At 42.7% G+C, this 21159-nt stretch carries 10 protein-coding genes; 7 read left to right on the forward strand and 3 right to left on the reverse strand.

Translation table 11 applies throughout. The features are described from left to right. Nucleotides 1-544: 544 nt before the first annotated feature. A complete protein-coding gene (locus M595_RS13225) occupies nt 545-3589 on the reverse strand; it encodes a plasmid replication protein, CyRepA1 family (protein WP_052001772.1) in 3045 nt (1014 codons plus the stop codon). A gap of 109 nt (nt 3590-3698) precedes the next feature. On the opposite strand from M595_RS13225, the gene M595_RS13230 reads away from it, so the two are divergent. The 5 genes from M595_RS13230 to M595_RS13250 all read left to right on the forward strand — a co-directional run bounded on the left by M595_RS13230 (nt 3699) and on the right by M595_RS13250 (nt 8521). Then, entirely contained in the window at nt 3699-4760 is a 1062-nt protein-coding gene (locus M595_RS13230) for an endonuclease/exonuclease/phosphatase family protein (protein ID WP_023066798.1), read from the forward strand. Between the two features lie 41 nt (nt 4761-4801). Beyond that, on the forward strand, nt 4802-6907 hold the full coding sequence (locus tag M595_RS13235) for a M3 family metallopeptidase (protein WP_023066766.1): 2106 nt from the start codon (nt 4802-4804) through the stop codon (nt 6905-6907). Nucleotides 6908-7096: 189 nt separating this feature from the next. Continuing rightward, nucleotides 7097-7363 (forward strand): BrnT family toxin, encoded by a 267-nt coding sequence (locus M595_RS13240; RefSeq protein WP_009782566.1) that lies wholly within the window; start codon nt 7097-7099, stop codon nt 7361-7363. Between the two features lie 2 nt (nt 7364-7365). Beyond that, nucleotides 7366-7629 (forward strand): BrnA antitoxin family protein, encoded by a 264-nt coding sequence (locus tag M595_RS13245; RefSeq protein WP_009782565.1) that lies wholly within the window; start codon nt 7366-7368, stop codon nt 7627-7629. 31 nt (nt 7630-7660) lie between these two features. Then, nucleotides 7661-8521, forward strand: coding sequence for an AEC family transporter (locus M595_RS13250; protein ID WP_023066761.1), 861 nt, complete (start codon nt 7661-7663; stop codon nt 8519-8521). Between the two features lie 15 nt (nt 8522-8536). On the opposite strand, the gene M595_RS13255 is transcribed toward M595_RS13250, so the two are convergent. Both M595_RS13255 and M595_RS13260 read right to left on the reverse strand, forming a co-directional pair. Next, nucleotides 8537-9118: a manganese efflux pump MntP gene (locus tag M595_RS13255; protein WP_023066800.1), complete on the reverse strand. Its 582-nt coding sequence runs from the start codon at nt 9116-9118 to the stop codon at nt 8537-8539. A gap of 21 nt (nt 9119-9139) precedes the next feature. Then, the gene (locus M595_RS13260) at nt 9140-9907 is read right to left on the reverse strand and encodes a FecR family protein (protein ID WP_238987078.1); all 768 of its coding nucleotides are present in this window, start codon (nt 9905-9907) and stop codon (nt 9140-9142) included. 266 nt (nt 9908-10173) lie between these two features. On the opposite strand from M595_RS13260, the gene M595_RS13265 reads away from it, so the two are divergent. After that, on the forward strand, nt 10174-12789 hold the full coding sequence (locus tag M595_RS13265) for a CHAT domain-containing tetratricopeptide repeat protein (RefSeq protein ID WP_040484079.1): 2616 nt from the start codon (nt 10174-10176) through the stop codon (nt 12787-12789). 706 nt (nt 12790-13495) lie between these two features. Further along, nucleotides 13496-21151 (forward strand): putative Ig domain-containing protein, encoded by a 7656-nt coding sequence (locus tag M595_RS13270; protein ID WP_023066808.1) that lies wholly within the window; start codon nt 13496-13498, stop codon nt 21149-21151. Nucleotides 21152-21159: the final 8 nt, after the last annotated feature.

The raw sequence follows: 21159 nt of genomic DNA on the forward strand, positions 1-21159 counted from the left end.
GCTAAAATCCCTCTCCTCAAAAGCGAGGGATTTAGGGTTAGGTAAACAAAAAAATAGCCCCAACCGAAGTCGAGACTTTTGTTTCAATTGACCACAGAAAACTCAAGCTTTAAACAAATCACACACAGAAAACATTGAACACAGGAGAATTGACCACAGGAAACTTAGATGATCCTTTTGAAAGAGAAGTTAGAGTTTTTATTCAGAATATTTCTGAAACTTTAACTCTTAAGGTAAACACCCATAGGTTTTATAACAATCAATCCATTCAGCAACTTATCGAGAACCATTCCCTTCTCTTGGAGGTCTTCGGTATTGCTATTTATCATCATTGCATTTTCTTTTAGAGTTGTCAGTGGTTTTACTGAAGTTTTACAGAGACTTTACAAATTGTCGGTGATTTTAAAGCTTTATTCTGTCAGCAATCTAATTAGTCAAGTTTTCGAGATCATGGAATTGCTGACTGATTCCTTAATTGATAACTTATCCTTAAAACCGCTTTTTAGACAACTCTGTAGGTTGTTCCTATGGTTTGAATGTGGGTTTAAAACTGGAAACAGAGTTGTTGAAATTCTGCTTTTCCTGAGTTAATTGTTGTGATCGCATTTAGGGATTGTTCCGTTTGGGGGGGTAACTGTCCCGGAGATTGAGGTTCACAAGCTAACCATTTTTGAAAGACTTCTAAGCGTCCATCATCGGGTTCAACGATCCGATAAACCCGAATTCGTTTTTTCTGATGACGTTCTAACCGCAAACATTCTAAACTGTATCCTATTTTATCTAGAAATCGCCTAATCACAACGATTGGACTTGAATTTTTAGCTAATCCAATTCCCATAATTGATTTAATCGCTAACCGATCTCGTAATGCAATGTCTGTGATTTTCTGTAAATCTGTGTCGGTATTTTTTAATTCTCGTTGGGGATTTTGAATTAAAGCCGGAATTCCGAGTAATTCCAGAATTCCAATCATCGCCCCCAGTTGGGAACGGTTAAAATCAGGAACAAATATATTCCCTTGACCTTGTTCAATTAATCGATGAGCGATCGCTGCATCTCGATGACTTAAATAAGGACGACCCAGAGTTAGAAAGTATTGAATTCTAAGTTGATCATACCATCCTCGATCATCTTTTTCGATTAAATCGCTCGTGATCGGAATTCCATATTTTAAGGTTAACTCGTATTTACGCTGTGAACGTCGTTCTGGAGTAGTTTTTAGTAGCTTTTTTTGTAGGGCTTGATATTGGCGATCGCCAATTGTTATTGCTTGAGAAATTGCTTGACATTCGGCTTGATAGTTTTGATCACGAACTGCTGAAATCATTTCTGATAAACTCGGACGCAATGAGTTTTTATTGTTTTGATTTTGTTTGCTATTTGAGGTAGAATGGGCTTGGGAAGGACTCTTTTCAAGCGGAACTTCTAAAATTTGATGACCTTCTGATTTTAAGGCCGTTAGAATTGACTCTCGATACCGACTCATTGACGCATTAAACCGCACCGCCATTTTCGCCCAACAGAGTAATGATTCGGCTTGAAATCCCATTTCTAAGTCATCTAAACTGGCAAAATCAGATTGTTGCAGGAGGCGAATATTTAAACGAGTTAAACGATGATTACAATTGAGTAAAGTTGCCATAGATACGGAACCATTTCCGACTTGATTAAACCCATGAGTCGCTACCCACAAATAACGAGGTAAGTTTTCACGAATTCGTCCCAAAGCTTGACGTACCGAATTTTCTCCCTGAATGCCTTGAGCGATTCCCCAAACTGAGGTTAAATGTCCTTTAATATCGATACTGACTCCGGTTTCAATACAGGGCGAAGCTAAGACAATATCGTAGTTTTTGAGTGTTGAATTGAGTTGATTGATACAACCATAAGCCGGATGGGTAGGATCGGCGAGAGATTCTGAATCAATTCGCAGGATTTTTAGGTTGGGAAATTGGGTTTTAAAATAGGTTTCTAGGGTACAAGTTCCCCACTGACTGGCTAATTTTTGTGCGGATAAACAAACAAAGGGTTTACCGCCTTCAGCAATATGTTGTTCTAAATCTTTAACCAGTTGTTTGGGTGTATTTCCACTATAACTAGAAACTGACCAAGCTTCTTCTGTTTGCGGTTTCCATTCGTTGTGAATAATAAAAGGGGTTTGAGGGACTCCCGCTAAAGCGAGAAGATAATCGATAGAAATATCACTTAAATCGGCATCCGCAATCACGACTTTTCCCTGTCCTCCGATCACATTTTGCATCAGAGATTTGAGAGATTTGAGAATCGCAACTCGTTGGTGGCGACAGGTATCGGAATTTAATCCGTGCCATAAAACTTGTTCAATTTCATCGATAATAACAATACTATCCGACCAATTTTCGGCGTTGAAATTTGCACGGGAACCGGGATGGAGAGAGTCAATACAAAGACCATAACCCGGATTCTGTTCTGGAGAGGATTTTGGATCTTTTTCTTGGAGATATTTTAACCCAAATCGCTGACACAATGCTTCAACTAAACGAATCCGATGGCTAATGACTAAGACCGATTGACCTTGTTTTTGGGCTTGTTGAACGATTTGTTCGATGAATTGGGTTTTACCTGTTCCTTTGGGGGATTTGATGCCAATGAGTTTGGCGGTTTGAGGAATAGCAAGATCGGATAAATACCGTTGATTGACTTGAATATTAGCCGAAAATGTCAGGCGATTAAATGATAATGCTTGCCAAGCTGCTAAGGAAATTGCGGTTTCATAGGCATGATCAAAAGCAACGGGAGAATGGCTTAAGATTAAATCATCAACTCCTTTTCCGAAGTGAGAGTTCCAAGTGACAATATGAACAGAACACCCGTTTTTAGTCAGTAAATAACCCGTTTGTTTGATTGCAGTATTAACGGCTTTAATCGTGTTGGGCTTACTATCTTGATCAAAAACAATATAAACTTCCCGCTTGGGTGTCGCCAATTTTTCTAACTGGGGAATTAAACGGGAAATTCCTTTCCGTTTTCCCCACTCATTTCTGGGTACGCGATAACCCCCGTGAATGCCCGGAAGGGCGATGGCGACATATCCCGCAGTTAATAACGCCCCGGCTTTTTTGGCGCCTTCGGTAATACATAAAGGAATTTCCCGATGAGCGATCGCCCACTCCCAAAACCCCAGATCGCTTTGATCGGGTTTAATATCTTTTTCAGAAAGAGTTAAATCATAACGTTGGGCGATGCGTTCCCAGATGGTTTTAGAGACTCTTAACGCAAAAATTCCGGTGGGAGTTTGGGGGGGATGTTCGTATTTAATAATTTTGTTATGTTCGCCAATAATACGCGGATGAACGGGTTTAAAACAGCCCCAGACGTCATCTTTTCCGGTGAGAATATCAATTCCCGAACACCACCAACCGCCATCGTAGAGGTGTTGATAGCGGTTGAGAATGCGATCGCTAATTCGACCATCATTGCGTCGGGGTAAGGTGTCAGAATAGAGCAGATAATCAAATGGACGATAGCCTTCTAAGGGTGTAACATTAAGTTGGGTCAGTTGTTCGTCAACGCAGCTTGCGTTCCACTCGATCAGATGATTCACAGCCATTAGGGGAATTGGAATTCAACAGGGATTCACCATCATACACTACATCTAGGGTTTTGGCTATCAAACTTGATCAAGCTACGCTAAATCTATTTGAGCGGAGATAATTTTTATGTCTGTTTTTCGGATTTATTCATCATTCTCTCAAATATTTCAGCGATTAACTCAAGGATTTGTTTACACTTATGCTGGTTTTTTGCTGGTTTATTTTCTACTCAGATTCCTGTTTTGGGATGAATTTTGGGCGGTGGGTTTTGTGAGTACCTTTATCCCCTGGATTCTGTTCCCTTTATTTATCTTACCCCCGTTGAGTTTTGGGATTATTAAACAGCGAAAATTAACGATTTTATCGAGTTTAGCTTGTTTATTACTGCTCGGTTGGTTACATCAAAACTATGCCTCTCCCAATCCCAGTACAATTAACTCCAATCCAATCAAAGTTTTATGTTTAAACAACAGTTGGAACAAAACATCACCGGAAACATTAGTTGAACTGCTTTTAAATCGAACTCCCGATCTGGTGTTCTTGCAAGAAGTGACCGAAATCCATGAAGAAGAAGCTTTTCCTCAGTTAATAGAGGCTTATCCTTACCAATTTTCATCGCCTCGAACAACCATTTTAAGTAAGTTTCCTCTCCGGGCAACCGAAACCATTCACTTGGCCGATCATTCGGAATTTCAGCAGCGGGCAATTGCCAGGATTAACGAACAAGAAATAACGCTTTATAATATTCAAACCATTTCGCCTTGGATTCGCTTTCACCAGATTTTACCCTTTTTTAAAATCCCCTTTTATGATTATCGCGAACGCTCCGAAGAAATCATCGATTTAGTCAAAAGACTACAGAAAGAAACAAACCCTGTAATTGTAGCGGGTGACTTTAATCTCACCGACCAAACTCAAGATTATCATCGATTGCGCCAAGTTTTACGGGATGCTTTTCGAGAGTCCGGATGGGGTTTAGGTTTAACCTGGCCTCAAGGTTGGCCGCTCAATTTTCTGATTAAAAATTCGACTCAAACTCTTGATTATCCGCTGTTTCGGATTGATTATATTTGGTATTCTCCAGATGGGGAGTCTAAAATGACAAAGGTGTTGGCTTCGACGGGTTCGGATCATTTGCCGGTGGAGACTCTAGTTTATTTTCGGCCATTTGCTGCACTAAACCCCTAGAACTTGGTATAACAATTGAGTGACCCCTACAGGAAAAAGGAATGATCGCGAACACCACAAAAACAGATAAACCCTTATTGCGAGGAAAAGGACTCCCTCCATTTGAGATGATCAAGCCGGAGACAGTGGTGCAGGAGATGATGGAACTGATCGAGGGACTTGATACCGAACTCACGACCCTCGAAGCCAATGTACAACCGACGTGGGAAGGTTTAGTTGAACCATTGCAACGGTTAGAGGAACGGTTGACCTGGAGTTGGGGTGTGGTTAACCATTTGATGGGGGTAAAAAATAGTCCTGAACTCCGAAAAGCCCATGAAACAGTTCAGCCAAAAGTTGTAGAGTTTATTAATAAACTGAATCAAAGTCAAGCCCTTTACAAAGCGTTTAAAGCACTGCATGAGTCTTCACAATGGGAAAATTTAGATTCAGCCCAAAAGCGAATTGTTGAGGCAGCAATTCGGGATGCTGAACTGTCTGGTGTGGGTTTAGAAGGAGAAAAACGAGATCGTTATAATGCGATCGCACTAGAACTAGCGGAACTTTCGACTAAGTTTTCTAATCATGTTTTAGATGCGACAAAAGCGTTTAGTTTGACTTTAACTGAACCAGAAGACATTGAAGGTTTACCGCCGAGTTTATTGAGTTTAGCCGCTCAAGCCGCCCGTGCGGAAGGGATCGAAGCCGCGACCGCTGAAAAAGGCCCCTGGCGAATTACGTTGGATTTTCCCAGTTTCAGCCCTTTCCTAAAGTTTAGTAAACGCCGAGACTTACGAGAACAGGTTTTTAAGGCTTATATTAGTCGGGCGTCAAACGGCGAGTTGAATAATTTTCCGTTAATTGAACGGATTTTAGAATTGCGTCAAGAAAAGTCTAAGTTACTGGGTTTTAGTAGTTATGCTGAGTTGAGTTTAGCCACTAAAATGGCGCCCAGTGTGGAGGCTGTCGAGGCGTTATCTGAAGAATTACGTGTTGTTAGTTATGAGGCAGCACTCAAAGATTTTGAAGCCCTGAAAGCTTTTGCTGCGTCTAAAAATGCCCCAGAAGCAGAAGACTTGAAACACTGGGATATGAGTTTTTGGGCCGAACGTCAACGAGAAGAAAAGTTTGCGTTTACCGATGAAGAACTGCGCCCTTATTTTCCCTTACCTCAAGTGTTAGAAGGGTTGTTTGGTTTGGTCAAACGAATTTTTGGAGTGACGATTGTTTCGGCTGATGGTCATGCCCCCGTTTGGCATGAAGATGTTCGTTATTTTGAAGTCATTGATGACACCGGAAATACCATCGCTTACTTTTATTTAGACCCCTATAGTCGTCCCTCAGAAAAACGGGGTGGGGCTTGGATGGATGAGTGTATTACTCGGTCAAAAATCACAGAAAATGGTAAATCTACAGTTTGTTTACCTGTGGCTTATTTGCAATGTAATCAAACGCCACCTGTGGATGATAAACCGAGTTTAATGAGCTTTAGTGAGGTGGAAACGTTATTCCACGAATTTGGTCACGGTTTACAACATATGTTGACGAAGGTTGATTATCCGGGGGCGGCAGGTATTAATAATGTAGAGTGGGATGCGGTGGAGTTGCCGAGCCAATTTATGGAAAATTGGTGTTATGATCGGGTGACTTTGTTTGGCATGGCTAAACATTATCAGACTGGAGAATCTTTACCTGAACATTATTATCAAAAGTTGCTAGCTGCACGGACCTATATGAGTGGTACGGTGATGTTACGACAGCTTCATTTTGGTTGGGTTGATTTGGAATTGCACCATCGTTATCAACCGGGAGGAAATGAAACGGTTATTGATGTCAGAAACCGAATTGCTCAAAATACAACAGTGTTGAAACCATTACCGGAAGATGCGTTTTTATGTGCATTTGGGCATATTTTCTCGGGAGGTTATGCAGCAGGTTATTACAGCTATAAATGGGCTGAAGTTCTCAGTGCGGATGCTTTTTCTGCCTTTGAAGAAGCGGGATTAGAAAATGAAAAAGCAATGGCTGAAACAGGTAAACGTTTCCGAGAAACGGTTTTGGCTTTGGGTGGAAGTGTACATCCCATGGAAGTCTTTAAGTCTTTCCGAGGACGTGAACCGATTACTCAACCTTTGTTGGTTCATAGTGGTTTAGTTCCCGCCGCATAATTGCCTGGAAATTCTCTAGAGGCGTTCTTTTAGAGCGTCTCTAAGGTGTTAAGATATCCATCGAAAGTGGAGGATTAAATAGATGAGTTTAAATTATTTAAAAATATTATGCTATCCTATAATCTAAGTGTAAAGGCAGACTGAGTGAGAGGCTTTGTAGTATGTACAAATGTGCATAGTATAATTTAGATGGCTTACCAATGGAACAGGGATAAAGCAATAGCCAATCTTCGCAAACATGGTATCGACTTCGCTGACGCAGTATCTATTTTTTCAGATGATCTGGCAATTACGATTACAGACGAGCGATTTGAAGAAGAACGGTTCATCACAGTCGGTATGGATGCTTTTGGTAGAATTCTGGTTGTTGTTTACACGGTGCGAGAGGATGAGATTCGATTGATTTCTGCTCGCAAAGCAACCCGAAAAGAACGACAACAGTATGAGGAGGAATAATCATGGAAGCAGAATATGATTTTAATCAAGGTAAACGAGGGGCAATCGAACCAATTTTACCCGGAAAAACGCGCATCACAATCTGCTTAGATGATGAGGTGTTAGCATGGTGTCGTGAACAAGTTCACTTAGTAAGTGGGGGGAACTACCAAACATTAATTAACGAAGTATTACGTCAACATATTCAGCAAAGCCGCGAACCTTTGGAAGAAATCCTACGCCGAGTGGTACGTGAAGAACTTGAGCGCATTGAGCATAATTTATGATTGTTATTCTTTCCGCAATCTTGCCTGTAGCTTGTATTGTTTTGATTGGCTTTATTGTCGGAAAAAAGCTAAATTTCGATCAATCTACCCTTTCTCGTCTCAGTTTGTATGTATATTTCCGGCTTTAATTATTGATAATCTCTACAAAACAACGCTCAGTGGTGAAAATGCAATTTCGATTACGATTGGGTTTTTAATTACATTTATTATTTTATGTGTTTTAGCATGGCAATTAAGCCATTATTTACAGTTCACAACGGATTTAAAAAAGAGTTTAGTCACAACAACGGCTTTACCTAATGTCGGAAATTTAGGGCTTCCGGTGACTTTATTTGCTTTGGGAGAGGCGGGATTAGAACGGGCAATTGTGTATTTAATTGCTTGGAATATTGTTGTTTTAATGACGGTTCCGGCTTTTTTACAAAGTGGGGGATTTCGTTCTTCAATACAGTTTATGCTGAAACTTCCTCTCACTTGGGCGGTAACTTTTGGAATCTGTTTACGAGTGTTTAATGTTCCGCTTCCCTTGAACTTAGATAAAGGCTTAAACTTATTAGCAAATGCGGCTATTCCAGTTGCGTTATTAATGTTAGGAATCCAAATTGCTAGTCATCGGTTAGCCTTCAATTTATATGAAGTGGGAGCGAGTTGTTTACGTCTTTTAGGGGGTGCTGTGATTGCGTTTTTAGTGGGTAAACTATTAGGGTTAGAAGATTTAGATTTAAAGGTTTTAGTTTTGCAGAGTTCAATGCCAACTGCAATTACTGCTTTTTTAATGGTGCATGAATTTGGAGGAGATGCCAGTCAAACTGCACGAGTTGTTGTCGTTTCAACGTTACTTGCGTTTATCACTTTACCGGGGGTTTTATTGGCTTTACAAACTTTTATTTAAAGACTGCCTAAAGAGTTAAAACTCACCAGATAGGTTAAATCCTCCCAAGATAATCAGTAATAATCCGGCTATTAATCCTAATTCAATTCCCAGAGGTTTTTGATTGAACTGTTTCCCAAACCAGTAACCTCCGCCAATCGTCAGTAAACTCGAACCAAAACTAAAAAAACTGGTTAAACCGACATTAAATTCAGCAATACCTGCTCCGACACCTGTTCCTAAATTGGTAATTGTTAAACCTAATCCTAATAAAATTGCAGTTCTTAAACTTAGTCTATTGATAGAATTTTGAGAGGTAAATTCTTCAGTTTCACTTGAGTCTGAGATGAGGGTTTGCCAAATGCTGAGAATACCAATAACAATCAGAATTAAGCTTCCTAAATAACCCGCTAAACTATTCGGTAGATAGTGACGAATTTGATCCCCAAGATGAATCGAAATCCAGGTGCTTAACCCTGAAAGAATCGCAATCACAAAGTTAGCAGAAGTGGGAATAATCCAATTTCGGAGTCCGTAACTCATCCCGACTGTTAAATTATCAAGATTGGTCGAAAGCGACAAAACAATTGAACTCAAAACAGACTCAAGCAAATTCATGTTTTAAAGGGTTAATTCAACTTAGAAAGGAGAACCAGGAATCGAAGGTCTAGGAATGGATGGCACCGGAGGAGAAGGAACATTAGGAGTCGGAACTCCATTGGCTGCACAACTAAAACCAGACGGAACAATTCGCTGACAGATTGATTGTAATGCACCTTCTGGTGTAATGGGAATATTAAAGCCCGAAAAGAGTTCTCCGGTTAAAATTAAAGCCAATTCTTCAGGGGTAATATCTTGGATTTGTCCGAGTACACCGGGTAAAACGCCAATTTTTTGACCTTCCCTGAGAATAATCGGAACGGCACCTGTTTCTTGAGAAGTGACTTCAACTTCTCCTTCTAATACTTTAATATTTCCGGTACCATCTTCGTCCGTTTCCATAATATAAAGTGTACCTTTTACCCCAACAGAAAATCCTCCAATACAACCATTTGCCGGCCCACTAACGACCACTTGACCTTGTTGAATATCAACACATTGACCGACAGTAACCTGAGAGTTTGTTCCAATCCGTCCTGCTGCGCCGTTATTAAATTCTATGCTCGCACGGGATTCTTGAGTCCGAATAAGCTGTCCCAAATCGGCTCGGTCTTCGACTTTTGCTTGCTGTTCTTCGATGAAGACTTCTTCTCCATCTAAAATTTCTTGAACAGTCGCCAAATCAATTTGAGCAAAAGCGGGAATATTAAACAGTCCAAACCCGACAGCAAAAAACAAACCATACAGCAGACTCAAGATGGTTTTCTGGTAACGATGGTGAGAGAAAGTTAAGTTTAATGGCATCATCTGATTTAGCGGTTAAAATTAAAAAAGAGGACTAGAAAGTGTACATCAAAGATTGAGGCGAACTCCTCAAGATTGGTATAAAAACTATTTTAAGATAAACGATGACCTGCGAACAAAAACAAAACAAAATCTTGAATAAGTGGTTTTACCGAATACTTCAAGTTACTTTTATACTGGGTGTTCTGTTATCAGGAAAGACTGCGCCTGTCGCCTCAAGTGAGTCAGTCAACCCCTCTAACCTCTTGGATAGGGCGTTGAGGGAAGAAATGATACTTGCAGTTAATTCTAATAATCCGGCACAACAAGCCCTGAAAGCTGGCTTAAATCACTATCGTCAGGGAACAAGTGCCGCTTTATATCAAGCGATTGAACAGTTAGAAATTGCTTTAAAACTGTGGCGAGAACAAGATGATTTTACTCAAGCCGCAACAACTTTACAATTTTTAGGTTTAATTCATTCTGACTTAGGAGAATATCAAGCCGCTTTAAATTATTATCGTCAGGTTTTACAGTTACTCCCTGAATTGTCTCAACCGGAGTATTGGGAAGCGCCGATTTTAGAGCTTTCTGCTGAGGTTTATTTCAGATGGGGCGAATATCAAAAAGCCTTAGAAGCCTATGAAAAAGCTTACATTCTTCGTCAACAAATTGGCTTAGAATCGGCAGAAGCAGCCACGTTAAATAGTATCGGTTTGGTGTATTATGATTTGGGAGAATTCAATCTGGCGTTAAACTATTATCAACAGGCGCAGTCGCTCTTACAACGTTCCGAAAGTTCTGCTGATTTAAAAACAACAGCTTTAATTTTAAATAATATTGGTCAGGTTTATTCTGAACAAGGAGATTTAGAAAAAGCCAAAGAAACCTACGAGCAAGCGTTGAATTATTGGAGAGCATTACCGAGCCAATCTGATATCAGAAATATTCGCGGTAAAGCAGCTACTTTAAATAATCAGGGTTATATTTATGCTCAATCTAATCAACTTAAAATCGCCCAACAAACTTACAATCAAGCCTTACCCCTCTGGCAAAAAATCGGAGACCACACCCGAGAAGCCAGCACGTTAAATAATCTGTGTTATGTGGATTTTAAACAGGGAAATTTAGCCCAAGCTTTAGAAATTTGTACTCAATCTTTACAAATTAGACAAACGGTAGGAGACAGAACTAAAGAACCCCTTAGTCTTTACTACATTGCTCAAATCCAACGAGAACAAGGTCAGTTAGAAGCCGCAGTTAAAACCATAGAAACGGCATTAGAAATTATTGAAGATTTGCGAACACAAGTTGAACGCCAAGATTTAAGAACCTCCTTTTTTGCCTCTAAACAGGAGTATTATGAATTTTATATTGACTTGTTAATGCAGCTTCATAAACAAAGTCCTGAAAAGGGTTATGATGGGTTAGCTTTACAAGCCAGTGAACGCGCCAGGGCGAGAAGTTTATTAGAAATATTAGCTGAGTCTGGGGGAGAAATTACCTCGGGAATTAACCCCAAATTATTAGAAGAAAAGAAACAACTGCAACAACAACTCAGCGTCTTAGAACAGTTGCGAGTTCGCTTACTCAGCGGCGAACATACAGAAGAACAAAGAAAAACAATTAATACAGAAATTGATGATTTACTCCAAAAATATCGCACTTTATTAACTGAAATTCGCGCCACCAGTTCCAATTACGCCGCATTAACTCAACCCCAACCCTTAACCTTAACTGAAATTCAACAACAAATTCTCGACTCCGAAACCGTTTTATTAGAATATTCCCTCGGAGAAAACCGCAGTTATTTATGGGTGGTAACGCCCAATTATATAGAAAGTTATGAACTCCCCGGACGGGAAGAAATCGAAACAAAAGTCACCGCATTTCGAGATTCTTTTTTACTTCCAACTCAACGAATTCGCCGAACACTTGCAGAAGATGCTGGACAAAAATTAGCCAGTACAATCTTACCAAAATTAGAAAACCTCAATCAAAAACGGTTATTAATTGTCGCCGATGGAGTCTTACAATATGTACCGTTTAACGCCTTACCAACCCCTGGAAGCTTAATTCTAGAAACTGACTGGACACCGTTAATTGTTAAACATGAAATTGTTACGATTCCTTCTGCTTCGACTTTAGCTGTTTTACGTGAAGAATTTAAGGCTAGAAGTCCTGCGCCTAAAGCCTTAGCTATACTCGCTGATCCAGTTTTTAGCTATCAAGATGATCGAGTCAGAAATGTAGTTCCAGAAAAGATCAAACCGTTACCCCCAGAGTTGGAACGTTCGGCACGAGAATCAGGAGTTTTGTTTGATCGTTTACCCTTTACAGAGAAAGAAGCAGAACGAATTTTAGACTTGATTTCAACCGATAATACAATCAAACAATTTGGCTTTTCAGCCCGCCGAGAATTTGTCACCGGACAACAAATGAGTCAATATCGAATACTGCATTTTGCAACACACGGTTTACTCAACAGCGAAACCCCAGAACTTTCGGGTTTAGTGTTATCTTTAGTGGATGAAGCAGGTGAACCGTTAAATGGTTTTTTGCGTTTATATGATATTTTTAACCTTAATTTATCGGCGGAATTAGCCGTTTTAAGTGCTTGTGAAACGGGACTCGGAGAAAATATTAAAGGCGAAGGATTAGTTGGTTTAACGCGGGGATTTATGTATGCAGGAGCGCCCCGAGTTGTGGTCAGTTTGTGGAAAGTGGATGATCAAGCTACTTCAGAATTAATGGTGAAATTTTATCAACGAATGCTACAACAAAATCTATCCCCCGTTGCCGCTTTACGAGTCGCTCAAATTGATATGTGGCAACAAAATAAATGGTCATCACCCTATTTTTGGGCGGCGTTTACGCTACAAGGAGAATGGCAACAGCCCGAATAAACCCCAATTAAACTTTTAATTTTATTGATAGTTATTGATAGCGATCGCTCTATCTCCGTAAATTTACTGAGTGATCAGTTTATAGAGATACAAGCTAAATTCTGTAATTCTACTGTGGACTTTGTTTGAGAGGTTGCTGTATAACTGAAATAGAGCGAAAGATTCTATTGAAAGGAAGATGACAACTTCCTGATACATCTATAGTAAGACAGGCGTCTGAAACGATGTGTAGAGTTGCTCATTACGAAGCTGTACGAAGCTATGACGAATCCTCAAATGTCTGGAGTTGGCTTTAGCCCACACATTTGAATTTCCTCAGACTAGCATCTGATTTTGATTTGATCAGATTCAAATTAACCTCTTTAACTTCTTCAGGAATTATCTGAAAGAAGTCAAACTTTAGTCTGCCTAAAATTTAATTCTCTATGAAAAAACCAATAGTTTTACTTGCATTAATTTTCCGAAAAATAGACAGTTTTCAAAGTTTTAAGAAATGGAGTTATCAAGCCCAATGCTTCCATCAACCGACGCTAATTCTATCTCTAAAAGAGTATCTGTCTTACAGATATATCAAGGAAGCTTTACAAGAAAACTCCTAGTTTTTTTTGCAGATTACTCCTGAAACTTAGCCACGATCATTCTTGGTCAGTGATTTCCGAAACTTCTCAAAACTTCTCATTCTTTCTTTTAAACAGGAATACTATCCATGTCTCAAGCGACCATTTCTAACTCTGTATCTTTCCACTCTACGCAAACGATTCAATCATCCTCAAGAGTTCTGAAATCCTCGAAAACCCTTGTTTTTATCGATGCGAATGTAGATGACTCCGAATACCTCGCCCAAGGGGTAAAACCGGGAATAGAAGTTCATATTTTAGATGCTCATCGAGACGGTATCGAACAAATAACCGCCCATTTATTTACCCGTCCCCATCTCGAAGCCATTCATATTGTTTCTCACGGTTCACCGGGATGTTTGTACTTAGGGAATAGTCAACTTAACCTCGATACTCTCAAACGCTACGCCAACTTATTACAAACTTGGTTTGCCCCCCTTACCCCCCAAGTTTGGGGGAAACCGTCACTTCTACTCTACGGTTGTAACGTTGCGGCAGGGGATGCAGGCGAAGAGTTTGTCACACAGTTGGCACAGTTGACCGAAGCAGAGGTTTACGCATCGAATGCCGTTGTCGGTTCGTCCGAGCGGGGCGGAAGTTGGAAACTTCGCATGGTAGGAAATGATGAAGATCGGCATCCTATAGATGTATTTACTCTAGCAACAATTGCTTCTTATACCGGGCTTTTTGTAACCATCAACCCGACAGGTGGCACAGACAGTACAAACGGCATTCAGATTCAAATCGAGCCTGACGGAAACTTTTACATCCTCAAAGACAACACGAGGCAAACATTTTCTTTTGGGAACTCTGACACTGTTCTATCAGTGGGGACAACTACTTATGGGGAGGGTTACTATAACCAGAGTTGGGTGAGTCTTGGGCAGTCTGCTGTTACGGGATCAGGAACTTCGAGCGATCCCTATCAAGTCGTTACAAGCTTGTTAGCTGATGTGGATTCCAATGGTACTTACGATCCGGCAATAGACTTTAAGCTCGATTGGACAATATCTTATGTAAATTTTGAGGATTATTATGCTCAGGATTTCACGGTCGTAGCTCCTGTAACAAACACTCAGCCCGTTAAGTTGGCACAGGCTTTTGATAGTTATCTTGGAGGTTCAGATAGGGGCCCTGCCTATGGACTGGATGCAAATGGAACAGCCATAACTGGTACTGCTGATAACCCCAAATTTATCGGCGTGAGTCGAAATCTGGGACTGTCTAATGAAATCGTGATGGGTTACATTGAGGATAATGCCGAGTTCAGTCGATGGTACTCAGGAGGATTTAGTAACCCCTATAGTCAGTTAAATAGTGGTGGAAACCTGACAACTACCTACGACACTAATGCTAGTACAGATAATGGCATTGCCGTTCAGTATGACCTCGGCACTCTGACTGGGACAACAACAATTTCTAACTTTCTGGCGTTTTCCACAGAAGCTGTCAATACTGTTATTGACCAACCTCCCATCCTTAGCATAACTGATACCAGTGACTACGGTGGCACTCCAGTTGTGGTCGCACCCAACTTAACCGTCACTGACTCCGATGGAGGCGATCTTGAGGGTGCTACCGTCATTATCACAGATCAATTAAACGGTACTGCCGAAAGTTTAGGTATTGCAGGGCAAACTGGAACCAGTGGTACCGTTGAAGGACTAGCCTGGAACTACGATGCAAACACAGGTGTAATGACCTTGACGGGTACTGCTGATATAGCAACCTACCAAGCCGCTTTACGTCAAGTCACTTATTCCAATAGCAGCGCCACACCGGACACCACTCCTCGTTCAGTTGAATTTGCTCTAGGAACCAACCTGGCCAACTCTGATAACGGTCACTTCTACGAGTTTGTTACAGATCCAGGCATTAGCTGGACTGACGCTCGTGATGCGGCTGAGGCTCGCTCCTATTTTGGCTTAAAAGGCTACTTAACTACCGTTACTTCATCGGCAGAAAATGATTTCATCTCAGGTAAACTTGCAGGTGAAGGCTGGATGGGATCGAGCGATGCGACAACAGAGGGAGATTGGCGTTGGGTAACTGGCCCAGAAGCAGGCACTCAATTCTGGTCAGGAGTAAGTACGGGTTCTCCTGTTGGTGGTGAGTATAATAATTGGGCAACAAGTGAGCCGAATGATTTTCCTGATGCCGGTGGTGAAGACTATGGCCATTTTCTTAATGATGGTAAGTGGAACGACTATCCTCTATCGCTATCTAATATTGAAGGCTACGTTGTAGAGTATGGTGGAATGCCAGATGATCCCACCCTGCAAATTACAGGAACGGCAACAGTTAATTTTGTTCCCCAAGTCCAGTTTTCTGGGCTATCGTTCTCATCTGTTGAAAATGTGGGTACAAGCAGTGCTGTTACCCTGACTCGCTCGGGAGATACCAGTAGTCCATCAACGGTTACTGTATCTGTTGCGGCAGGTGGCACGGCAACTAACGGCACAGATTACAACAGTAGCAGTTTCCCGCTTACTATTAACTTTGCTGCGGGCGAAACTAGCAAAACCGTTGATATTCCTATTGTTGACGACGGCACAATTGAAGGCAATGAAACCATCAATTTGAGTGTTGCAGCCGGCACCAACGCCGTTCTCGGAGCGCAAACAACAACCACCTTAACTATTACTGATGATGATCATGCTCCTACCTTTACCTCTGGAGCAACCGCTAGCGTTCCTGAAAACACAACAACTCCAGTTACGACAGTTACAGCTACCGATGCAGATGGTGACACTCCCACCTACTCCATCACTGGCGGGGCAGATGCAGCACTGTTTAGTCTAGATGCTAATTCTGGAGTCCTCACATTCAACAGCACTCCCGACTTTGACGCTCCTGCGGATGCAGATGATAACAACATTTATGAGTTGGAAGTCACCGCAAACGACGGCAACGGCAACACTGCGGTTCAAACCCTACAAGTGAACGTTACCAACGTTAACGAAGCCCCAAGCTTTACTACTGCTGCTCCCACTTCTGGTACTCAAGACCAAGTTTACACTTACGAGATCGATACAGCAGATCCCGATAGTGGAGACAGCCGAACAATTACTAATGTTGCCTCGCTTCCGTCTTGGTTGACTCTTACAGATAACGGAGGTGGCAAGGCTACTCTGTCAGGAACTCCGACGAATGCTGAAATTGGCGACCATACTGTTGAGTTACAAGTTACAGACGCAGCAGGTGTAATAGCCACTCAAACCTTTACTATCACCGTTGACAATACCAACGATGCTCCGACCCTTTCCGGTACTCCTGTCACCAGTGTTGATGAGGATAGTGCCTACAGCTTTACGCCCACTTTTGAGGATGTAGATGGTGATGATCTCAGCTTCTCTATTGTTAACAAACCCAGTTGGGCAACTTTTGATCCGAACACGGGACAATTGTCAGGTACACCAACAAACGATCACGTTGGTGTTACAGAAAATATCGTTATCAGCGTGAGTGATGGTACTGCGAGTGTTTCACTACCTGCTTTTAACCTCACCGTTGACAATACCAACGATGCTCCGACCATTTCGGGGACTCCGACTACTAGCGTTGATGAGGATAGTGCCTACAGCTTTACACCAACTGCAAATGATGTAGATATAGATGGTGCTACTTTCAGCTTCTCTATTGTTAACAAACCCAGTTGGGCAACTTTTGATCCGAACACGGGACAATTGTCAGGTACACCGACCAACAATCACGTTGGTGTAACTGAAAATATCGTTATCAGCGTTAGTGATGGTACTGCAACCACTCCGTTACCTGCTTTCAACCTGACTGTTAACAACACTAACGATGCTCCCAGCTTTAGCAGCACAGCACCCTCCTCAGCGATTGAAGATAGCCTTTACTCTTACAACATTCAGACCGAAGATCCTGATACTGGAGACAGCCGAACAATTACTAATGGTGCTACTCTTCCTTCTTGGCTGAGTTTGACCGATAACGGAAATGGCAAGGCTACCCTCACGGGAACTCCGACGAATGACAATGTGGGCATTCACACCGTTGAGTTACAGGTGACGGACGGGGCGGGTGCAACAGACACTCAAACCTTTGATGTAACTGTTGCGAATACCAACGATGCTCCCACCATTTCGGGGACTCCCGCTACCAGTGTTGCGGAGGATAGTTCCTATAGCTTTACGCCTACTGTTGATGACGTAGACGGTAATCTTCTCAGCTTCTCTATTACCAACAAACCCAGTTGGGCAACTTTTGATAGTACGACGGGTCAACTCTCGGGTACGCCAACTAACGATGATGTCGGTATCACCGAAGATATTGTCATTAGCGTTAGTGATGGTACTGTCGTTACTCCGTTACCCGCTTTCAACCTGAGCGTTAACAACGTCAACGATGCTCCCGTTTTCACAAGCACAGCGCCAACTTCTGGTACTCAAGACCAAGCTTATACTTACAACATCGTTGTAGAAGATCCCGATACTGGAGACAGCCCGACAATTACCAATGTTGCCCCGCTTCCGTCTTGGTTGACTCTGATCAAAAACGCAGATGGTACAACTACCCTAACAGGAACTCCGACGAATGCTGAAATTGGCGACCATACTGTTGAACTGCAAGTCGAAGACGCATCGGGTGAAATAGACACTCAAACCTTTACCATCAGCGTTGACAATACCAACGATGCTCCGACCATTTCCGGTACTCCTGCCACCAGCATTGATGAGGATAGCGCCTATAGCTTTGTACCGACTGTTAACGATGTAGACGGTGATACTCTGAGCTTCTCTATCACCAATAAACCCAGTTGGGCAACCTTTGATAGTGCTACAGGTCAATTGTCCGGTACACCGACTAATGAGGATGTTGGTACAAGTGAAGTGATTGTCATCAGCGTTAATGATGGTACTGCAACCGTTGAACTGCCTGCATTTAGCCTGACTGTCAACAATATCAATAATGCTCCAGTTTTCAGCAGCACGGCACCGACTTCCGCTAACGAAGATAGCCTTTACACCTACACCATCACCACCGAAGATCTCGATATCGGAGACAGTATCAGTATTACTTCTGCCACTCTCCCTTCTTGGCTGAACTTGACCGATAACGGAGACCGTACTGCGACCCTTACCGGAACTCCAACCAACGATAATGTAGGTACTCACACCGTTGAGCTACAAGTGACAGATGCAGCGGGTGAAACAGACACTCAAACCTTTGATGTCGCCGTTGCCAATACCAACGATGCCGCGACCATTTCGGGAACTCCCAATACTAGCGTTGATGAGGATAGCGCCTACAGCTTTGCGCCCTCTGTTAATGACGTAGACGGCGATACTCTCAGCTTCTCCATCACAAATAAACCCAGTTGGGCAACTTTTGATAGCACGACGGGTCAACTCTCCGGTACACCAACTAATGATGATGTTGGCATTACTGAAGATATTGTCATTAGCGTTAGCGATGGTACAGAAACTATTGAGTTACCCGCCTTTAGCCTCACCGTTAACGGAATTAATGATACTCCCGAAGTTGTAGACGCAATTCCTCCTCAAACTGAGGCACAGCAGGGCGAAGAATTCAACCTCAATACGGGTGACTACTTCAACGACCCCGATGGCGAGGGACTGACCTACTCGGCAGAAGGCTTACCCAGTGGTTTGAGTATTGACCCGGAAACGGGAGTGATTAGCGGTACGCCTGATAATGATGCGGTGGGTACTTATCCGGTGAAAGTAATCGCCACAGACCCCAGTGGAACGAGTGCTGAAACTAGCTTTGACCTGACCATTGGTAACGTTAATGATACGCCCGAAGTCAGCCAAGAAATTCCTCCTCAAACTGAAGCACAGCAGGGCGAAGAATTCAACCTCAATACGGGTGACTACTTCAACGACCCCGATGGCGAGGGACTGACCTACTCGGCAGAAGGCTTACCCGATGGTTTGAGTATTGACCCGGAAACGGGAGTGATTAGCGGTACGCCTGATAATGATGCGGTGGGTACTTATCCGGTGAAAGTAATCGCCACAGACCCCAGTGGAACGAGTGCCGAAACCAGCTTTGACCTGACCATTGGTAACGTTAATGACGCACCTCAAGTTGTAGACGCAATTCCTCCTCAAACTGAAGCACAGCAGGGCGAAGAATTCAACCTCAATACGGGTGACTACTTCAACGACCCCGATGGCGAGGGACTGACCTACTCGGCAGAAGGCTTACCCGATGGTTTGAGTATTGACCCGGAAACGGGAGTGATTAGCGGTACGCCTGATAATGATGCGGTGGGTACTTATCCGGTGAAAGTAATCGCCACAGACCCCAGTGGAACGAGTGCTGAAACTAGCTTTGACCTGACCATTGGTAACGTTAATGATACGCCAACTGTTTCTGAAGCGATCCCCAATACAAATATTGATGAAAATGGTTCTCTGAACTTCCAAATTCCCTCAAATATTTTTGAGGATGTCGATCCCAATGATACCCTTGGTTACACTGCAACCCTGGCAGATGGTTCTCCTTTACCGCGATGGTTAACCTTTAATCCTGAGACGGGTACTTTTAGCGGTACGCCCGATAATAGTGCTGCTGGCAGTTTCGAGATTCTGGTCACTGCAACGGACTCCGCCGGGGCAACCGCCAGTCAGACGTTTACCTTGACGGTGAATGATATTCCGGAACCCGAACCTCAACCTGAACCTGTTGAAGCCCCCGCAACTCCAGTTCTCAATGAGACTGTATATGATCCCACAGACTTTGTTGCTGCCGTAACGATGCCTGTTCGACCATCTAACCCTGCGGCTAATGCGAGTTCTAACAACGATGAAGTCACACCTGATGCCGATGTCATTGTTGGTGACGCGACCGATAACCAAGTTAACGCTTTGGGCGGCGACGATCTGATCAATACGGGCGATGGTGATGACTGGATAAGCTCCAATCAAGGTAATGATACCGTTGATGGTGGCAGTGGGGACGATACCATTTTCGCCGGAAAACAAAACGACGTGGCTTTTGGTTCCGATGGTAATGATGAGTTAAACGGAAACATTGGTGATGACTTCGTTGATGGTGGTGAGGGTAATGATACGGTTTTCGGGGGTCAAAATAACGATACTCTCACGGGTGGAAACGGTAACGACTGGTTAAACGGTAACTTAGGTGAGGATTTCGTTGACGGTGGCGAAGGCGAAGATTTGGTCTATGGGGGTCAAGATGGCGATACTCTCATGGGTGGAAGCGGAAATGATACCCTCTCCGGTAACATTGGCAATGATTTTATCGAAGGAAACGACGGTAATGACCTGATTTACGGGGGTAAAGACAATGATACCCTTTCCGGCAATCAAGGCAATGATACCCTTTACGGCGACTTGGGTGATGATGTCGTTGACGGTGGCGAAGGTACGGACATCGTTTTCGGTGGCGAAGGTGATGATACCCTTGACGGTGGAGAAGGTAACGACGAACTCACCGGCGGAAATGGCAACGACCTGTTACTGGGCGCTGAAGGTAATGATACCTTAACTGGGGAAGCCGGAAGCGATCGCTTTGTTCTGGCGTCCGGTATGGGTGAGGATTTAATTACCGACTTCACCGATGGCGAAGATATTATTGTTCTCGATGGCGGTTTAACCTTCGACCAACTCACCCTCACTCAAAACAACGGTTCTACTCTGATTCAACTCAATTCCGAACTGTTAGCAACTCTTGATGGTGTGAATATTGGCTTGATCACTGCCAACGATTTTACCACATTTGCTGCTTAATCTTTCTC

The sequence above is a fragment of the Lyngbya aestuarii BL J genome (assembly GCF_000478195.2).
GTDB lineage: Bacteria > Cyanobacteriota > Cyanobacteriia > Cyanobacteriales > Microcoleaceae > Capilliphycus > Capilliphycus aestuarii.